Source organism: Criblamydia sequanensis CRIB-18 (assembly GCF_000750955.1).
In the GTDB taxonomy this organism is placed as follows: Bacteria; Chlamydiota; Chlamydiia; order Chlamydiales; family Criblamydiaceae; genus Criblamydia; species Criblamydia sequanensis.
In genome coordinates this window covers 322,382-343,225 of the sequence record NZ_CCEJ010000001.1, presented here as the reverse complement: position 1 = coordinate 343,225, position 20,844 = coordinate 322,382, and the positions used below count along the sequence as shown (strand labels likewise).

The window sequence follows — 20,844 nt, the reverse complement described above, 5'->3', positions numbered from 1 at the left end:
AAAAAAATTATTTATAAATATATCGAAAAAGGTTTTTTATTAAATTAAAATTTATAATTTTCGTGATTTATATGTTTAAGAACTCTTCCATTAAAAGCTCTTCTTGTGATAGTTCGAAAAATTCATTTACATCTTGAAATCCTTCAAGCTCAAATGTAGAAGAGGAGCTAGAAGAGGTATTGCTTGTTTCACTTCCTGAGGTGCCAACTTGTTGAGTTGAATCGGCTTCAGAAACATGGCTTGCAACCACTTGAGGGAGTTCAATTACCTGATTTGAATCGACTTCAGAAGATTCAATTCGTTGAGCCGGTTTTTCAGTCTTTTTGGCGGCTTCTTTTTCCACTAAAAGCGCCATCGTTTCTCTTAAATTTACTTTTTTCTCTAACGAAACAGGACCTGTCACATCCAGCGAATAGATATTTTTAAGCAGCGTTAGAATTTCAAAGTTATACTTGTCTTTTGAAAAGGATTCTTCTATCAAATTTCTTGCATGGAGCAATAGTAAAGGGTCTTGTTTTCTTAAAGATAGCGCCCCAAAAAATCCAAGCCACATTAGCTCGATATTCGGGTCAATCGACAATCCCTTCTCTAAGGTTCGTTTTCTTTTACCAATTTTTTCATAAAGTTCATTGACTTCCTCTTCACTCCCCTCTTCTATTAGAAGCTTAATTAGAGGGGCAGTCCTTTCGGAAATCTCTAAAAATTCGATTTTTTTAAAGTAATCGATTGCAGCTCTATTGTCCCTCCCCAAACTTAATCTTGCTAAATAGAGAAGGGCAATCGAGTTTTTCTGATTTAAAAGAAGAGCTTCGTTCAATACTTTTTTGGCATCTTCTTTAAGTTTCTCAGAGGATTCTAAAGAAGGTGCTAGCGAAATTTGATAAAGACTTGCTCCATAAAGAGAAAGGGCGAGGTCATCTTTAGGATTAATACTTAGAACGTAGCTTGATTTACTAAATATCGCATCCCATGAAAAAGTATCTTGAAATCCGTGATAATGGACAAGCGCCGAAAGGCTTTGAACTAAGGGGTCTTGGCTTTCCGTATGTAGGAAATCAAAAATGTTAGATGAATCACTTAAAAGAGGATTTAGTTCTTCAAGAAGAAAAACAACATAAGAGGGAACGCCCCCCATTCCTGGAATTTCAGTCTCATCTTTCAAGTAAAGAGGCCAACTGCAAGTTTTGCCCCAACTTAAATTTTGATATAGCTTCTTCTTAATATATGAAGCGTATACGATAGGATTTTCTTCTACCGATGTTTGGTCCTTATAAATGCAATTCGCAATGCAGGATAATTGATAGGCGATCTTTTTTCCCGGCCAATTTAAAGTTTCTGCGAGATTGGCATATTGCATGATGAGATGTGCAAAAGACAAAAACTGAAAAGGCTTATCTTCAAAATAAGTATCGCTATCCGGAATACCTTCTGCGCCATAATCCTTAAGCATTCCCTCTAAAATCTTTAAAAAACTTTTGGTTCGATCGATTCCTTTTTTCTTTAAACCCGTCCATTTCCCTGAAAGAATATTGGCATTCTTTTCTGCTTTTCCGGCTAAAGAGAGCAGTTTCATAAATATAGAAGTTCTTACTTCTAAAGAAACTTTTCTTGAAAAGCTCTTTTTAAGAATTTGAATATATTTACCTAAGGATTCACTTGGAGTTAAAAAGAAAGCACATCCATCCGAGAAGTGATCGACAATTTCTTTCAAAAATTTACCTTTAGAAATAAAAGAAGCCTCTAAAAGCGAATTATAGATATTTATAAAAGCTTTTTTTTCTTTTTTACCCTTGCCTTGTGAAAAGAATTCTTCTTTTAAAATTTTAAGAAGTTCAAGAATCGGCATATCATTTGCTATAAACGAAACGAAAATATCTCTTAGGGAGCGTTCATCCGATTCCACGATAACTTTTTTGAAAAATCGTATCATCGCTTCGCGTGACTGGTTTTCCTCTTCCCTTAAAAAAGTGGATTCCATTTCCACATAAGTTCTACAAACAAGACCCACTGTATCATTAGTTACCGGATAATCATTTAGACGGATGGCAATTTGGCTATGGATGAAAGTAATCACAGAGGCGAGATCAAAAAAATGAGCTAATTTGGCAACTTCTACAAGGTGGGTTAAGGAAGCATTTTCCAAGTTCGCTCTAAGAAAAAAGATATCGAAGCAAGTTTTAAAAACAAGAGGATCGATTCCTCTTAAAAGGATGCACTTTTCATGGGTTTCTTTCATGCCGCTAAAGAAAAGTTGTTTAAAATACCCGGATTCTGTTGCTAGGAACTCTTTATTAGTTTTTAAGTTGTAAGCCCCCCCTTCAACAGGATTTTTTTCTAAATGGCTTTCATCAGGCGCTTCATCTTCTTGACAGATGGGGGAATCTTCCGTGAGAACTTTTTCCTTGCCTTTTAAAATCTCAGGGCCGCTAACCTCTACTGATTTTTCTTCTATAACTAGTTCTTCTGAAGAATCATCATCAATCGAAAGGCTTAAATCGGCTTCTTGAACCGGGACTAAAACTACATCACAAAGCGAATCCGGCAAATTTCCAAAACAGGAATTTGAAAGATTTGCAAGCTTCATCTTTACAAGAGAAGGGGCATTTAAAGTTAAATTTGGATATTTCGAGAAATCGAAGAAATTAAACTTGTCCTTATTTTCTTTTGAAAGGCTGTCGAGAAGCAAAAGAAGCTCATTTTCGGTAAGCGTGCTATCATTAAGCGATTGATAAATTCTTACATCACTTCCTAAATATTGCTGATGAATAAATGAGAATCCCCCTTTTTTTACGGCTAGAAGGGTTTTACAAAAGTGCCCGACTCTTTTAACAGCCTCAAGGGTTTTACAGTTCCTTTTTATTTTCTTTTTATTGTGGATGAGGAGAATCTCACTTCCCTTAACTCCTTGAGTTGTTTCGAAATCAGAAATTTCAAGATCAAAAGAAAGCTCATCTTGAATTTTTAGGAGGGTTATTTTCTTTTGAATAACTTTTAAAGCAGCTTGGAAGAGTTTTAAATCTTTTTCTTCTTCAGAAATTTTTCCGTAGAGATCTTCTATCTTTTTTATTTTTCGAAGGGTTGAGAAAAACTCCCCTAAAGTTAATTCCTCTCCACGTAATACCTTAGCAAGGCATCTTATTCTTTTTTCTTTTCCATCTCCGCAATTTCCATTTTCTCTTTTTCGTTTTTTTTCGCTTAAAGAATATTGAAGAGATCCCTGTTCTGAATGAGATACGTAAGATCTAGTATCAAAATAAGATCTAAAATTGTAATCATAGGCTTCAGCAATCTTGACGCCCGCTTTGATTAAACCAAAAGACATAAACTTTCCTAAGTTGGTATAAAAATTTTATATTAAATGAGTTTCCTTGTGCATCGATAAAAAAATGAAAGCAAAAGGAAAGCTCGTGAAACAAAGTTCACGAGCTTTTTAAAGATGATTATGAATCTCTAGGGTTCTTCCGATTGATCTAAAGGCATATCAGAGAGAAAGGCATCTACGTCTAAATTGTCATAGAATTCTGAATCGCTAGGACTTAATCCGTCGTCTGTTAATTCTGAACCTGACGTCGAGGCTGTTGAGACTTCTACACTAGAACCTGAAGTTGACGAAAGAGAAGTCTCTCCATGATTATTTGAGCCTGATGTTCCAAGAGAGTCATTTGCAGCACGAGTCTCAGCTGAACCCGAAGAAATAGAGGAATCCGGGTTTGGAAGGAAGGAAACAAATTCAAGAGCCTCGATACCCAATTGTAAATTTGATCTTTCCTTGAAAATTTCAAGAGCTTTTCCTAAGGTTTGTTTTTTATTGTCGCTTATAGCTCCGACTAATCTCTCAAGAGAATAGATCTCTTTTAAAAGAGTTAAAGTTTCTTCATTGAAGTAATCTTTGGCAAGGCAAAAATTCTCCAAAAATGATTGCGCTTTTTTCAAAAGCTTCCCGTTCATTTTTTTGAGCGCAAACCTTGCAAATAAGTTAAAGAAAAACAAATCCTTACTCTCAAAAGCCTCTTCAGGAAGAACTATTGAACCAAACCCAGAACTATTAAATTCATTCATGATAATTTCTTCCGCTAAATCAAATGCCTCCCCTGAACTTTCAAGGCAGAAACGGATTATTTCTTCATTATCTCTTGTAACGGAATGGCATCCAGCAGTTTTGAAGAGCTCTATGGCTTTAGAATTTTTTCCGAGTTTAAGGTAGCAATTAGCAAGATAAAGAAGGGCAATCGAGTTTTTTGAATTGAAGAAAAGAGCCTTTTTGAAAGCCGCTATAGAAGCCTTAAAATACGCCTCTTTTTTTGAGGGGTCTTGAAGAGCAAAGTGAAAAGTGCAAGCTCCGAAAAGGGCTAAAGCCAAATCATTTAAAGGCCCCCCCGGGATTATAAGCATTTTTTTTGATTGTAAATAAATCCTCGACCAATTCCTTTCAAGAGGGTGATAAAAACCAATCAGCGCTGATAAAGTCAAAGCAACTGGGTTTAAAGAGTCAAGATTTAAAAAATCATTTATATGAGTAGATGCATTTAATGAGGGGTTCAAAAGCGTTAGAAGTTTTTGGGCGTATGCCGGTTGAACCGCCAACCAACGACAAGATTTTCCGGTATCCCGCCAATGTAAATTTTTGTATAGCTCTGATAAAAATTTGGCGTCCCTATTCTTATCATCGGCAGTAGCTGCCAGGGAAGCCAACTTCTGCGCTATTTTTTTTCCGGGGTGAGGCAAAGCTTGACAAGCATAAGCTAAAGTAAAAAGATGCGCTGAGAAAATGGAACGGTCGCTAAAATCTTTATCTTTAGAAGAAACCTTGATCCCAAAACACCCTAGAATATCCTCTGTGACTTCCAAAAATGCTTTTTTTCTTGCATTCGCGGCCTTAGTGTTCCTCGGATTCAAAATCATGTCTTCCTGTTCCTTGCTCGCAGCTTCTTTAAGCATTCTGTAGAATAACTTTCTTTGAATTGGGATTGGAACATTTCCGAAGGCCATGCAATTTCTCAGGAGCCTGAAATAAGTCTCTAGTCTAGCCTTAGGTGTCATAAAAGTTTTCCATAAAGAGCTTGTTGCGTGTAGCAGCTCTTCTAAAAACTTACCCTGACACTCTAAAGAAGCCTCAATGAAAGTCTCAAAAAGGGAAACGAAAGCAGTATTTTTCACTTTAGCTTTTTTAACTTGACGGTCGCTTTCTTGTTTTAGAAATTTAATGATTTTAATAATTGGTAAATCATTATTGATCAATGTAACTAAAATATCTTTAAGGGAAGAGGGGTCTACCTCTAAAAGGCTTCTTTTAAGAAATAAAAGAACCGCATTTTCAATTTCGCTATCTTGATCAATCTTCAAAATATTTTCTAAATCGAAATAGGTCTGGCAAACGGTTTGAACGTTTTCCTCCGTCACTTTCAGATTCTCGATTTGGATGATAATTTGAATTTTAACTTTCTCTATGACAATCGGAAGCTCAAGTAAATGAGCCGTTTTTAACACTTCAATAAGGACAGGAAGGCTTAGTCCTTTTAGATCAGCTTTTGAGAAAAGAACATTCATGCAAGCTTCAAAAACAGAAGGTCTAACATCACGTATATAAACTCGGTTAAGTGAGGCCTCTCTCATTTGACCAAAAAAGAGGTGTTTAAAAAAAGAAGAGCAGGATGCTAAAATTTTTCTATTGGTTCTTATCTCTATTAAATCTTCACACGAATCTTCGGAAATAGATTTTTCATAAGTTTCAGACTCTAAAACTTTTCCCGGGATGCAAGAAATTTTTTCCTCTTGTCCTGCCTCTTCAACAACTTTTTCTTTTCCCTTTGATCCCGGAATCTCTTCCTCATCCTCAAAGATAACAAGTTCTCCTTCACTATCCTCTTCTTCTGTCGGGATTGGAAAGCTTCCCTGACTTGAAATTTCAGGCTCATGATTAAAAGCCCCGCCTTTTTCACTTGTTGGAACAAGAGTAACGTCGCATAAACTTTCGGGCAAGTTTCCAAAGCAAGCAAAAGAGATATTAGGAAATACTTTTTTTAATAAAGCGGGAGCCTCCGGCGACAAATTCGGGTACCGCGCGAAATTAAAAAAAGTCATGCTTTCTTTAAGTGAGTCGGGTAAAGACGATGCCCAAAGAATAAGCTCATCATCTGTTGCATTTATCTCTGCAAGAGCCGGCGCCATAATCCCTTTTTTTACAAATAGGTCTTTTGGCAAATCATTTAAAATCAAATCCTGACTCTTTTTTTCTCTAAAATATTTTTTACATAAAGAAAGAACTCGTTTAACCGTGCCCAAGATCTGATCGTTTTGTATTTTTAGACCTTTTACAATTGAGCTCTCATCAGACTGCTGACCTCCAAAAAGAGAGGGGTGATTAGATTTGCAACGCAGGATTTTAAAATTAATAAATTTCAAAGCAGCCTGAAAACCCGCAATTTCCGTTTCATCCCCGCTTGCCGCTAAGGTTAGGTCGGTTAACGTTTGACATTTTGCAAGGCTTAAAAAAAATTCATTTATTGGTTTTGTGCCACGCCATCTTGAGCATTCCGTTTCGATTGAATTTAAAGGAAAGCGAAACCAATCATTCTCGATTTCTTGAAATTTTCTTTTACTTGAAGAAGATTGAACTACACGATCATCACGATGGTTACCAAAAAAACTATCAAAACGGGAAGCTTTAGCTTCCGCTAATTCATGGGCTGCCTTAATTATATTAAATGTCATTAAAAAAAACCTTTATTTTTTATAACGCAATCAATTTATTGCATCATTGTAAATAAAATCAAGGTTTTATTATTTTACTGACATCACCTAAACCTCTTGTTAATTAAAAATTAATAGCCCCTAAAATCTCTTCAGAAGAGAATTAGTTCACCTTGCTGAATCTCGACTTCCGACCCTGTTTTCAACATAAATATTGAGATGCCAAGATTTACTCCTCGCCATCCTTATGAGTCGTTTTGTAACCAGATAAAATCAATAGCGTTTAATGAGCCTTAATTGAAAAAAGTAGCAAAAGAGAAGGCTCGTGAAACAAAGTTCACGAGCTTTTTTACAAGGGGTTATGAATCTTTAGAAGGCTCTTCAGTAGGCTCAAAAGGCATATCGGCAAAAAAGGAGTCGACGTCTAGATTGTCATATATCTCGAAACCTTCTGAATCGCGGCCGTCGTCTGCCGATTCTGAGCCTGACGTGGATACATTTGAGGCTTCTACAAAATTATTAGATCCTGAAGTCCCAATAGAGTCATTTGCTGTAATAATTTCAGTTGAACCGAAAGAACTAGAGGAATCCGAATCCAAAAGATTGGAAATAAGTTCTTCAACTGATCTCGCCTCAAGATTTTTATAAGCTGTTTTTAAGGCTTGTTTTTTATTGGCGTCTACTCCCCCCGCTTTTTCTTTTAGAGTGTAAATCTCTTCTAAAAGGGTTAACGTTTCCTCGTTGTAGCTTTCTTTTGCAAGACAGAAATTCTCCAAAAAGAATTGAGCTTTTTTCAAAAGCGTTTCATTCATTTTTTTGAGAGCAAGCTTTGCAAATAAGTTATAGGAGAGCAAACTCTTATCTTGAAACGCCATTTCAGGGATTGCAAGACCATAATCAGGAAGATTAAAATCTTCCATGATAATTCTATTGGCCTCCTCAAAATCTTCCCCTGATCTTTCAAGGCTAAAACGAATCATATCCTCATTATCTCGGATAACCGTATTGCATTTAATCGTTTTGAAGAGGGCTGTAGCTTTTGAAATTTTGCCAAGTTTAAAGTAGCAATTAGCAAGGTATAGAAGCGCAATTGTGTTTTTAGAATTATAAGAAAGGGCATTTTTTAAATTTTTGATAGACGCTTTATAAAACTCATCTTTTTTTGATGGATCCTTTAAAGCAAAGTGAAAATAGCAGGCTCCTTGAAGAGCTAAGGCCAGATCATCAAAAGGTCTTGTTTTAAGAGCCTCCTCTGTTTGTAAAAAAATCATCGGCCAATCCCTTTCCATAGGGTGATAAAATCGAATAAGCGCTGATAAAGAAAGGGCTGCCGGATTTGTACTGCTAACATTAAAAAAATCATTAATATTTGCTGATTCTTTTAAAGAGGGTGTCATGAGTGTTAAAAGGTCTTTAGCGTAGTAAGGACGAACATCCAACCCCTCAAAACATCTTCTCGAGGTTCCCCAAGCTAAACTTTTGTAAAGTAAAGCTAAAATTTTTGCTTTTTCATTCTTATCATCCACCTTGACCGCCATGGAGGCTAGCTTATGGGCTATCTTTTTTCCGGGATGAGGCAAAGTTTGACAAGCTTCCGCTAAGTTTCCAAGATGCTCTGAGAGCCGGGATGGGTCGCTAAAATTATTGGTTTCAGAAGAAACATTGACCCCAAAACTCTCTAAAATGTCATTTGTCACTTCCAAGAAGGCTTTTTTTCTTGAGTTCCCGATTTTCGAGTTCCTTCGATTTAAAATCATGCCGTCATGTTCAAAGCTTTCAGCTTCTTTAAGCATTTTGTAGAATAACTTCCTTTTAAGAGATATTGGAATCGATCTCGAAGGGGTGCAAGCCCTAAGAAGTCGAAAGTAAGCATCCAATCGATCGCCGGGTGTCAAGGAACTTTTCCAGTATGAGCTTGTCACCTGAACTACTTCCTCCAAAAACTTACCCTGGCACTCCAAAGAAGCCTCTATAAGAGTCCTAAAAAGAATTTTAAGGGAAGTCGGTTGTGTAGTTTTTGCCTTCTTGACTTGATGATTGCCTTCTTGCTTTAGAAATTTAAAGATCTTAATAATCGGCAGATCGTTATTAATGAATGTAACTAAAAGTCCTTTAACAGAAGAGGCGTCTACTTCTAAAAGACTCTTCTTAAGAAATAAAATAATCGCATTTTCAATTAGGCTCTCTTGATCGATCTTCAAAATATTTTCTAAATCGAAATAGCCTTGGCATACTGCTTGAACGTTTTCTTCTGTCACTTCCAAATTTTCAAGCTGAAGAATAATTTGGCATTTAACCTTTTCTATGACACTCGGAAGCTCAAGTAAATGAGCGGTTTTTAAGACTTCAATAAGAACAGGAAGGCTGACCTCTTTCAGATCAGTTTTTGAGAAAAGGACCTTCATGCAGGCTTCAAAAACATGAGGTCTAACCTCACGTATATAAACTCGATTAAGAGCGGCTTCCTTCATACCGCCAAAAAATAACTGTTTAAAAAATGGAGAGCAGGACGCTAAAATTTTTCTATTGGTTCTTATCTCTATTTGTTCTTCAGATGAATCTTCGATAATTGATTTTTCATAAGTTTCAGATTTTAAAACTTTTCCCGGGATGCAAGAAATTTTTTCCTCTTGTCCTGCCTCTTCAACAACTTTTTCTTTTCCTTTTGATCCTGGAAGGGGAAGGTCTTGCTCATCTTCCGGATCATAGATAACAAGTTCCCCCTCATCCTCTTCTTCTACCGGAATTGGAAAGCTTCCCTGACTTGAAATTTCAGGATTAAAAGCTTCACTTATTTCTCTGGTTGGAACGAGGGTAACATCACATAAACTTTCGGGTAAGTTTCCGAAGCAAGCAAAAGAAATATTAGGAAAAACTTCTTTTAATAAAGCCGGAGCCTCGGGAGACAAATTCGGATACCTGGAAAAATTAAAAAAAGTCACGCTTTCTCTTAAAGAGGAAGGTAAAGACGATGCCCAAAGAATAAGCTCATCATCAGTTATTGCGGTCTCAATATGAGCCGGCGCTATTACCCCTTTTTGTTCAAATAAGGCTTTTGGCAAATCCTTTAAAATCACAGCTTGATTCTTTTTCTCTTTAAAATGTTTTTTACACAAAGAGAGAATTCGTTTAACCGTGTTCAAAACCTCATCATTTCGTATTTTTAGACCTTTTGCAATTAAGCTCTCATCACAAGGCTGACCTCCAAAAAGAGAGGGGTTATCCGATTTGCAACGCAAGATTTTATAATTAATGACTCTTAAAGCAGATCGAAAACTGGCAAGTTCGGTTTCATCCCCGCTTGTCGCTAAGGATAGGTCGGCTAGCGTTTGACATTTTGCAAGGCTTAAAAAAAATTCATTTATTGCGTCTGTAGCCTGCCATTTTGCGCTCTCTGTTTGGATTGAATTTAGAGGCAATCGGAACCAATCAATCTCGATTTCTTGAAATTTTCTTTTACTGGAAGAGGATTGAACTGGCCTAATACTACGAGGGCTCGCAAAAAATCTTTCAAGATGAGAAGTCTTAGCTTCGGCTAATTCATGAGCTGCTTTAGTTATATTAAATGTCATTTAAAAACCTTTATTTCATACAATTCATTTAATTTAATTTATTATTATAAATAAAAACAACATATTATCATTACACTGACATTACATAAAAAAAGACTTGTTAAATTAAAATTAACAAGTCTTAGCGTTCGATTCAGCTTTTCTTAACAAATTTAGTTGCCTTGGTCCGGACTTTGACCTGAGACACCTGTCATATCCACATCTTCATCCAATAAAAATTGAGAAATATCAAAATCTAACTCCTCGCCACCCCATAACGTTGGATCAAGCATTGAGGGAGAAGGATTCAGATAGGATTGAGCAGGATAGATGAATGGGCTTGGATGCGACGCCATCGTCGGATACATGATTTGCTGGCTTGGATGCGCCGCAATCGTCGGATAGCCGAATGGCTGGCTTAGATCTGCCGTCAATTGGTTCCATGACATTATGCCTATAGTCTGAGCAGTCGCTTGGTTTTGTTGAAAACGATGCTCCGGAACATATCGGAAAGGGTCCTCTTTAGGAGGAATCATGGATTTTTGAGTCTTCAGTCTTGTGCCATTCTGTTGGCTCTCCATCGCACGCTTAAGGATTTCTTTTTTTTCTTCTTCTACAGGGCCTATCAAGGATTCTTTGGCATATATAAACCCTAACAAGTTAAGGGTATCTTTATGGTAAAAATTTTCTTGAAGGCAATTTTCAAAAAAGTTTTTAAGAATTCTCATGAGATCAATATCAGTATTTTGAACAGCATAAGCTGCCATCAAATGAAACCATCCTATGTCCATGCTTTGTTGAGAGCCATCTTTATCGAGGGACCTAATCAATATTTTTAAGGCTTCTTCCCTATTTTCTTCTGATGAGAGAATCATTTGTAAGATTAAATCAAAGTTATTTGGAGTACTCGTCGCCCTCTTAATAGTTTTAAAAACAGCTAGCGCTTCTTCTTTATCATTTTGAGCAAGATGCGTTTTTGCAAGGTAGGTAAGGGCAATAGAGTTTTTTGGATTATGCTTGAGAGACTCTTTTAAAATTTCTTTTGCTCTCTTTAATAACTCCGCGCTTTCCTCAGGTTTTACTTTGGCAAGTTCTACAAGAGAGGCGCCGTAAAGAGAGAGGCCAAGCTCATTTGCAGGATCGCTTTTGAGAGAGGAAAAGGACGTTTCAATGATATCATTCCAATTCTGAACGGGCTGATAATATTGAATAACGGAGCATAAAGAGAGTACAAGAGCATCTTTACTTTTTGAAGCAAACTTTAAAATATCTGAAATCAGGTTGCTATGCTTAATTTCAGGGCAAAGCAGTTTTAAAAGACGAACGGCCTCCAAAGGCTTGCTTAAATTAAGCCTTATTTCCTCAGAAGATTGAGGAGAAGCTCCTTCACCCCAGCTTGGGTTACTTAATAATAGAGACGTCTCAAAAGCTCCTTGATTATCGGAGTCCACAACACTTGCAATAGAGGCTAATCTAGATCGAATTTTCCATTCAGTAGGAAGAAGCACCTTATCTGAAAACTCCATTAGCCGCTGACTGATCAACTCTTTTTTATTGGTATCGATTTGAGAGGTTTCAAAATCCCCTTTAATAGATTTCAACATAAGGTAGACTAAATTAAGAAATGCATCGCTTAATTCCTTCCCTCTTTTGTTCGTTCTGCCAATTATTTGTTTGGATAAACCATCTTTTTTGTACTCGTTATCCCCAGCTTGTGCTGATTTAAGCAAACTTGCAAGAAGATAGCTCTTAACCTCAAGAGGTAAACTTTTTTTGAGGCTATCCTTGGCTGCCATTTTGTCAAGTTTAAGACAGGCTTCAACGATTGAAATATGCTGCCTTAGGGATTTTTCAACACTTGTTGAGCTATTCCAATATTTTCGGCAAAGAGAAAGAATCTCTTTAAAGGATGCGCCTCCTCGATCAAAAGAAGCTTTCCATAAAGCGGTATAAAGTTTACCTAGCTTTAACTCCTCTTTTTGATCTTGAGGTATAGGGCCATTTTCCTGTAATGATTGCATTATTTCTATAAGGGGCAATTTAGAATCTAAAAGGATAATGAACATATCTTTATAAAAAGCGGCATTTACAGCTAATAATTCATTAGCGATAAATCGAGGAATTGCTTCTTTTAAACAACTTTCCTCTTTCAAGAAAATATGGCTTAAATTCAAGTAATGTTGACCAATTTCTTGAATCGCCCTCTCAGCTTCCCTGGATTTTCTAAGATCTTGATCTCGCTCATTTTCACTATTTTCATTTGTCTCCTCAAGAAGCAGATCACTTATTGAAGATTCGGTCTCAAGAATCCGTACAATCTGAGCTTCTGCAATTTTTTTAACGGCCGGTAAATCAAGATAAAAGGCCGCTTTATAAACATCAAAAAGAGAGTTTAAGCTGGCATTTTTAAGATCCGATCTTAAAAAAAGTGCATCTAAACAAAGACTTAAGGTAAAAGAACTCACCTCTCTTAATTCAATTTCTTTCTGCCCTGCCTCTTTAAATCCGCCATAAAATAATTGATTAAAAAATTCTGAAGAAGAAGCTAAGATTTTTTTATTTGCTTTTATTCCAATAGGTTTTACAACTTCTTCAACTTTTTCTTCAGAATCGACCTTCTCTTTTTCTTTCTCTTTTTCAGAAGACTCCAAAACTTCATTCTGAATCGAAATTTTTACCTTTTTAGGACTTGATGGTTTTTGAGTTTGGCAAGAAGCCTTTCTTTTATTTGTATTTGGAAAAAAATAAGTTCCCGTTTCTTCGTTAAAAACTTCTTTTTCCTTACCCTTACATTCTTTTTCTCTGAAGGAATGCTCAGTCTCTTCTGAAAATTCATTTTCTCTTGATTTTTCTTCAGCTTCCAAATCGGAATTACCAAATAAAATCACATCGCACATTGACTCAGGAAGCATTCCAAAACATGTGAAAGAAAGATTTGGAAAAACTTCTTTTAATTTAAAAGGGACCTCTGCCGTTAATTCCGGGTACCTTGTGAAATCGAAAAATACAATTTTTTCGCGTTGTTCTTGAGAAAGATTGGAAGCCCAATTAAGAAGATCTTCATCGGTTAAAGAAATTTGAATGTTAACAGGAAGCGCTGATCCATTAGCTTCATAAGCTAAGAAAGGTGTTCCGGATAAGGACTGTCTTTCTTTTATCTTTAAAAATTCCTCGCAAAGATTAATAATGCGGCTTGTTACCGCAAGAGTCTTATTTTTTCTTGTTTTTGCTTCAAAAGAATGTAAATTCTCAAGATTTAATAGGGAAAAGCGGAGTCGTATAATTTCAAGGCTTGTTTTAAAAGCGGCAACATTTTCCGGCTCACCTTCTGTCGCTAAAATTAAATCCGCTATAGTTTGACATTTGCTTAACGCTTCCATAAATTGGGCGACAAATAAGCCATCGCTTTTTTTCAATCTTTTTGAGTAGGGGTTAGAAATCATAAAAGAGTTATTGGAAGATTCTTCTTTAGAAGAATATTCCAGGCGAAACCAATCTTTAGCAGAATCACTTTGGGGCAATCTTATGGACAACTTTGGATTTCCTCTTGCGGTGTGAAGCGTTACAATGCGTCCGGAACAATCGTTCTTGAGATAAGATTCTAAGGGTCTAGCGTCCGCATTTGCGACTCTCTCTGCCAATCTATAAAAATTCATATAAAGATTCCTATTAACTATTAATTTTTTTATTAAGAGAAACTAATATACATGAAAAAATAATTAATACCTATTGTATTTTTGTTAAATCATTATGGAAATAAATTGATACTTTAATCAAACTATTATTGTTAAAAATAAGACTTGTTAACTAAAATTAACAAGTCTTTGTGATAGGTGACTCAGAAATCGTTTACCCGATGTAGTGCGGGTCCGTACCGCCTACCATCTCATCGTCTTCTCCAAAAAAGAAAAAATCATCTACATTAAAATCTGAGGGAGGAAGACCTAAATCCGCCTGATCAGAATGAGAAGGGACCAAGACCGGAAGGGTAAAATTATTAATAGGGATAAAATAATTCGCCGGGTGCATAGTTGGAGGGCTTGACGTTCTATGATATTTTAAGGCGTTTGATTTCTCGCTCCCATCATGCGTTGCCTCGGCAAGCTTGCTTTTTTTCTCCTCGTCAACAGGTCCAATCAAGCCTTCTTCTTGATAAATCTTATTTAAAATAGAGAGAGTCTCAAGTGAATAGATCCCTGAATCCAAGCACGCCTCAAAAAAAGTTTTAAGTTTTTTTAAGGATTTAACATCTTGCTTAGCAAGAGAGGGATAGGCCATCAAATGAAACCAGTTAAGGTCCATAATTTTATCATGGCTGCACCTTAATGTGCGCTCTAATATTTTAATCCCTTCCTCCATTTCTTCATTGGATCCCTGAAGCAGATGGTTAATTAAATCAAAGTTGTCTTGCGTAAGCATCACATTTTTTATAGTTTTAAAAATTGTCTTCGCCTGCGAGACCTCCTCTTTAGCTAAATGCCAATTTGCAAGGTAGGTAAGGGCAATAGTATTTTTTGGATTTCGTTTCAAAGAATTGTCTAAGTTTTGCTTGGCTTGAGTCAATAGCCCTTCTCTTTCCTCCGGCTTAACTTTAGCTAACTGAATAAGGGAGGCACCATGAAGAGAATGGGCAAGCTCGTTGCTAAAATCATATTGCAACGCTAAATAAGACGTAGCAAAGATTTTATCCCAATTTTGATGATTCGCATGGTAGAGTAAAACCGAACATAATGAGAGAGCCAAAGGATTTTGAGTGGTTAAAGCCCAGTCCGAATAATCATTTAATGTATCCTTTTTACGTATTTCACGAGGACTTAGAGTTCTTATAAGGCTGAAGGCACTTTTTGGTTGTATAATCCTATTAGGGTCATTAAATCGCTTACTTTTTTCAATCCCCCATTTCATATTTTTATATAATAGAGAAGTATGAACAGCCAACATATGATCCGGATAAACTTTCCCTGCAACAGCTGCCAACCTTGAGCGAATTTTTAATTCGTCAAAATCCAAAACCATATTGGATAATTCCATAAGCCTATGGCTCACGATAATTTCATTTAAGGTATCAATCTCAGGAATCTCAAAATCACCTTTTATAGATTTCATCAAGAGATATAGAGTGTTTAAAAATTTTTCCCTTAATTTTATGGCTCCTTTATTGGTTCTTGCCATTAAAGCTATTTTAAAAACTCTGTCACCCACATCATCTCCAACTTGCGCAGCTTTAAGCAAACTTGCTAAAAGAGTCCTTTTAGCTTCCGAGGAACTATTGTTTTTTAAACAAAATGCCGCACATCTGATATGCTGTCTTAATGAGACTTCGAGGTTCGGACGGCCTTCCCAGTATTTCCGGCACAAGGTTAAGACCTCTTTAAAAGATTGACCATTAAGCTCTAAAGAAGACTGCCATAAAGCCATATAGAGTTTATCAAGATCTTTTATTTCCTCTTTACGGTCATTCTGAATTGAGACTTTCGCCTGCAACTCTTCAATAACCTCGACAAGAGGCAAACCTGCCTCAAGAAAGACCCTGAATAGATTCTTATAAGATGCGACGTCAATGGATAAAAACTTCTTTTGTAAAAACTGAATGATATTTTTCTTTAATAAGTTTTTAGGCTCTTGCAGAAAAATATGGCTCACATCTAAGTAACACTGTCCTAGTGTTTGTATCGTGTTTTCTGCATCGCGCGCATTTTTCTCATCCGGATTAACCTCTTCGGCCTCTTTCTCTCCATTAATTCCCCTTTCAACAAAAAGCTCTTCTAAAGAAACTTCAAGAAGCCTAATAATTTGAGCTTCAGCTAGTGCTTTAACAGCTTTTAATTCTAGATAAAAAGACGTTTTATAAACTTCAAAAAGGGTTTCTAAACTTTCATTTTTAAGATCTGTCCTTAAAAAAAAGGCATCTAAGCATTTTTTTAAAATGCCCGGTCTTACATCTCTTAATAAAATTTCTGTTTTATTTTCTTCGTTAAACCCGCCATAAAATAATTGATTAAAAAATTCTGAAGAGGAAGCTAGGATTTTTTTATTAACTTTAATTCCGGTTGGCCTATCGGCTTCTTCCAAAGATCCTTCTGAATTAACTTTTTCTTTTTCCTTAACTTCGGTTTCTTTCGAGGCTCCTTTATTAGAGGATAGCTTTTGTTTTTTTAAGCTTCTTAAGTTTTGAGGGCTATAGGAAGGCTTCCTTTTGTTTCCGGAAGGAAAATAATAACACCCTGTTTTCTCATCCCGAACTTCCTTTTCTTTCCCTTTTTCTTGAATTTTTTTTGGGGGAGACCTGACTTCAAATTCCTCTTCAGCAGCACTTTCGTTTAATTCAGTATCTCCAATTAGAGTTACATCGCACATAGAGTCAGGGAGAGATCCAAAACAGAAAAAGGAAAGATTTGGAAAGATTTGTTTTAATTTAAAAGGGACTTCAGGTGTTAGCTCAGGGTAGTTATTGAAATCGAAGAAAACTACTTTTTCTTTTTGTTTGGAAGAAAGATTTGACGCCCAATCAATAAGATTTTCATCAGTAAATTGGGTGCAGTGTGTGAAGGGCAAGGCAATTCCTTTCCTTTCGAAAATCGTAAAAGGAGCTGATAAGCTTCCCGCTTTATTTAGGGCGCGAAATTCCTTGCATAGGCAAATTACCTTAGAAGTCACTTCCAAAAGGTTATTAGTTCTTTTTTCAATCTCTAAGATACTTTCCGGTTTGATAGAACCATGCTTTTCAAGGTTCATGATTGAGATTCGATCTCTAATCACATTAAGGCTTGTCTTAAAAGCAGCGACATTCCTTGCTTCGCCTTGGGTTGCCAAGATCAAATCCGCAAGTGTTTGGCATTTACCTAGGCTTTCAATAAACTGTGCTACAATCGAGCTATCTTGTATTTGCAATCTAAATTTACATAAAATTTGTGCTGTGGGATTTACATTAAAAGGCACTATTCGAGAATAGGCTAGTCGATACCATTCTTTGTCTTCTGAATTGGGATAAATATAGGATAAATTATAAGGTTGAGGAGTTAGTAGTTGTACAGGGGTGCCTTGGTCATATCCATGTCTAAGATAAGATTCAAGCGGACTTACATCTCCATTGGCAATTCGCTCTGCTAAACTATAAAAATTCATAGTATGATTCCTATTAAATTATTAAAAAAATAACAGAAATCATAATATAAAAAAAATTAATATTCTATTGTATTATCAGTAATCACTAAAACATTTAAAAAACCAATTAATTTAAACAATAAAAAACTTGTTAATATTAATATTAACAAGTTTTTTAAAGTTAACAAATCAGGAAATAACTTATTCCTTTGAGTCTTGGTCTTCCCTATCAACAACCTTATCATCGTCATCTATGGATTTTAAGTATTCCTCAAGATCGAATTGAGAAAGATCCATAGGCCCTTGGCCTGTATGGCTAAGATCTAAAATTGGAAATAGGGAGCTATTAACGTAATAAGAGAGGTGTTTTGAAGGACGAATTAACCTTTTAGTACCTTTTAATGCTTTTGAGGCAGATATAGTGCTTCCAATTTTGTCCTTGATCTTCTCTTTCTTCTCTTTTTCGATTGGTCCGGCTACTTTACAAATCCTAGCTATCATGTGGAGAGTCTCTTTATTATAAGCACCCTCCAAAAAACAGTCTTCAAAAAAAGTTTTAACTGTATCCAATAGTTTTGCGTCATTCTTTTGAATGGCATAAAGGGCGAACAAATGAAACCAGTTGATATCCATAAGTTTTTGACTTTGGTTCTTCAATGTGCGAAGTAATATTTTACCCCCCTCTTCCCTTTCTTCAGGCGACCCAAGAAGCATGTGTTTGATCAAATGAAAGTTATCAATTGTATGCTCCGCATTTTTTATCTTTTTAAAAATAGCTATCGCTTCTGATTTTTCTTGTCGCTCAAGATGCCAGTTTGCAAGATAGGTAAGAGCAATTGTGTTTTTTGGATTAATCGTCAAAGATTTATCCAGATGTTGCTTTGCTAAATTCAAAAGCGCTTCGCTTTCCTCCGGTTTCACCTTAGCTAAATGAATAAGAGAGGCCCCGTAAAGCGAGAGAGCAAGTTCATTCATTGGATCATATTGAATCGCTAAACCTGCCGTCTCAAAGATTCTATTCCAGTCCTGATGATAGGCATAATAATGCAATACTGAACATAAGGAAAGAACTACAGGATTATTGCTTGTCAAACCCAAACTTAGAAAATCTTCGAGGTTATCTGAGTTGGCCACTTCAGGACAAAGAAATTTTAAATGGCGGATGGCATTCATCGGTTCGGCAATTGGTCTATAATTATAATGGTCTTTTTTGGTTCTTTCCCACCTTGGATTTGCAAATATCTGCGCAGCTTTATAAGCGTTGTGATTATTAAGTGAAACCTTAGCCGCAATAGAAGCTGACCTAAATCGAATTTTCAATTCATCAGAATCTGTTGCCATGCTCGATAATTTCATTAGCTCAAGGCTAAAGAGTTCATGTTCATTTGCATCTACTTCGGAAATCTCAAAACTATCCCCTTTAATCGATTTCATCAGCTTGGAGAAAGCATTAAAAAATTTATTTTTTAAGCCATTTGCAGTTTTAGTGCCTCTGCACATTAATGGTTCTCTACGAGCCCGCTCGCATGTATCATCGCCTACTTGAGCCGCTTTAAGCAAACTTGCCAAAAGAACTTTTTTAACTTCAATGGAACTATTCATTTTTAAACAGGCATTGGCGCATCTGATATGCTGTTTTAAAGATTTATCAAGAGAGCTTGATAATTCCCAATATTTTCGGCAAAGGTGAATAATTTCTTTAAAAGATTGTCCTCGGCATTCAAGCGAAGCTTGCCATAATGAGTCGTAAAGCTTATCAAGATCTTTTGATTCCTCGTTTTGAGTTTTAAGAACTTCTACATTTTCCTGGAGCGCTTCTATCACCTCAACAAGAGGCAAATTGGCTTCAAGGAATCTCACAAATAGATTTTTGTACGATGAGGGATTTAAGGATAAAAGCTCTTTTTGTAAAAATCGAACCATTCTTTTCTTTAATAAGCTCGTTGGTTCCAGCAAAAAAATATGGCTTACATCTACGTAATATTGACCCATTTTTTGGAAGGATGTTTCTACAGCCATTGCCCTTTTTTCTTCGCTAATCCCATCCGTTTCTTTCTCTTTACCGATTTCTTTTTCAAGGAAAAGCTGCTCTGAAGAAGTTTCAAGAAGAGAAATAATTTGAGCTTCAGCTATAGCCTTAGGCGTTTTTAGCCCAAGATAAAAAGCTGTTTTATAGACTTCAAAAAGATCTTCCAAACTTGCAGTTTTTAGGTCTGTCCGTAAATAAAAAGCGTCTATACACATCTTTAAGATGTGCGGCTTTACCTCCCTTAACAGAATTTCTTGCTTATTTTCTTCATCAAACCCGCCATAAAATAACTGGTTAAAAAATTCTGAAGAAGAAGCTAGGATTTTTTTATTGGTTTTAATCCCTTCAGGCTTATCCTTGTCATTTACTTTGGAGCTCTCTTCGGATTCAACTTTTTCTTTATCTTTACCGATTTCTAAGTCCTGATTTATTGGAGAAAGCTTTACTCTTTTAGGGCTACCCGGATTTAAAACGGGTGAGCCTTTTCTTTTGTTTCCGCCTGGAAAATAATATTTTCCGGTTTCTTCGTCCCATACTTCCTTTTCTTTACCTTTGCCCTCTTTTTCGATCTCTTCTCCTTCAGATCTTTGAATCTCTTCTCCTTCTAAATTTTCCGGCGCTGAGTCTCCAAATAGAGTCACATCACACATCGAATCCGGAAGGGTTCCAAAACAGCTGAAAGAAAGGTTTGGAAAAATTTGTTTTAGTTTAAAAGGGATCTCACCTGTAAGCTCGGGGTACTGATTGAAATCGAAGAACACCACTTTTTCTTTTTGCTCGGAAGAAAGACTTAACGCCCAATTCAGGAGAGTTTCATCTGTAAAATGAGAACAAGGAGCCACAGGCATTCCAAGGCCGCTTGTTTCTAATGACAAAAAGGGAGCTATTGATAAAGGAACCCCCCTTTTTAAAGCAAAAAACTCATTGCATAGATTAATCACTTTCGTTGTGATTTGAATAACGTGGCTGGTCCTTTTTTTTATCTCAAGTTTGCTCTCGTGAGTGACAGGACTTTGGTTTTCAAGATCCAGTATTGAGATTCTATCGCTTATAATTTGAAGGCTTGCTTTAAAAATGGCGACATTCTTTAGGTCACCATTCGTTGCTAAAATCAAATCGGCTATGGTTTGGCATTCACTTAAATTTTCAATAAATTTTGCGACAAAGGCTCTGTCGTGTAGTTGCATTTTAAAAGCGCTTAATAGATTGGTTGTGGGATTAGTGCCCGGAATTAAGGCAGGATACTCAAGACGGAACCATTCTTTTTTCCCAGGGGCAGTATCGGGAACAACCATGGAAATATTGCGATTGGAAAGCGTGGTGTGAAGGTAGGCCCGAATGCCCGAATCATAGCCGGATTTAAGATAAGATTCTAAGGGAGCCGTATCCCCATTGGAAATTCTTTGAGCCAGCGTAAAGAAAGTCATAAAAACATTCCTAATTTTATTTTTATTAAAATAATTAGTTATA

6 protein-coding genes are annotated in these 20,844 nt (G+C 36.3%); all 6 read right to left on the bottom strand.

Annotated features, from left to right (window positions below; all coding sequences use genetic code 11):
- Positions 1-67: 67 nt before the first annotated feature.
- Complete coding sequence (locus CSEC_RS01385; protein WP_041016605.1) at positions 68-3,322, bottom strand: BTB/POZ domain-containing protein; 3,255 nt, start codon at positions 3,320-3,322, stop codon at positions 68-70.
- A gap of 128 nt (positions 3,323-3,450) precedes the next feature.
- Positions 3,451-6,711: a BTB/POZ domain-containing protein gene (locus tag CSEC_RS01380; protein ID WP_041016604.1), complete on the bottom strand. Its 3,261-nt coding sequence runs from the start codon at positions 6,709-6,711 to the stop codon at positions 3,451-3,453.
- A gap of 338 nt (positions 6,712-7,049) precedes the next feature.
- Positions 7,050-10,262: a BTB/POZ domain-containing protein gene (locus CSEC_RS01375; RefSeq protein WP_041016603.1), complete on the bottom strand. Its 3,213-nt coding sequence runs from the start codon at positions 10,260-10,262 to the stop codon at positions 7,050-7,052.
- A gap of 152 nt (positions 10,263-10,414) precedes the next feature.
- Positions 10,415-13,897, bottom strand: coding sequence for a BTB/POZ domain-containing protein (locus CSEC_RS01370; protein ID WP_041016602.1), 3,483 nt, complete (start codon positions 13,895-13,897; stop codon positions 10,415-10,417).
- Positions 13,898-14,090: 193 nt separating this feature from the next.
- A complete protein-coding gene (locus CSEC_RS01365; protein WP_041016601.1) occupies positions 14,091-17,366 on the bottom strand; it encodes a BTB/POZ domain-containing protein in 3,276 nt (1,091 codons plus the stop codon).
- A gap of 180 nt (positions 17,367-17,546) precedes the next feature.
- Positions 17,547-20,801: a BTB/POZ domain-containing protein gene (locus CSEC_RS01360; protein ID WP_041016600.1), complete on the bottom strand. Its 3,255-nt coding sequence runs from the start codon at positions 20,799-20,801 to the stop codon at positions 17,547-17,549.
- Between the last annotated feature and the right edge of the window lie 43 nt (positions 20,802-20,844).

Excerpts from the sequence above, each read along its gene's own strand:
- CSEC_RS01385 (WP_041016605.1), bottom strand. The coding sequence starts at position 3,322 with ATGTCTTTTGGTTTAATCAAAGCGGGCGTCAAGATTGCTGAAGCCTAT.
- CSEC_RS01380 (WP_041016604.1), bottom strand. The coding sequence starts at position 6,711 with ATGACATTTAATATAATTAAGGCAGCCCATGAATTAGCGGAAGCTAAA.
- CSEC_RS01375 (WP_041016603.1), bottom strand. The coding sequence starts at position 10,262 with ATGACATTTAATATAACTAAAGCAGCTCATGAATTAGCCGAAGCTAAG.
- CSEC_RS01370 (WP_041016602.1), bottom strand. The coding sequence starts at position 13,897 with ATGAATTTTTATAGATTGGCAGAGAGAGTCGCAAATGCGGACGCTAGA.
- CSEC_RS01365 (WP_041016601.1), bottom strand. The coding sequence starts at position 17,366 with ATGAATTTTTATAGTTTAGCAGAGCGAATTGCCAATGGAGATGTAAGT.
- CSEC_RS01360 (WP_041016600.1), bottom strand. The coding sequence starts at position 20,801 with ATGACTTTCTTTACGCTGGCTCAAAGAATTTCCAATGGGGATACGGCT.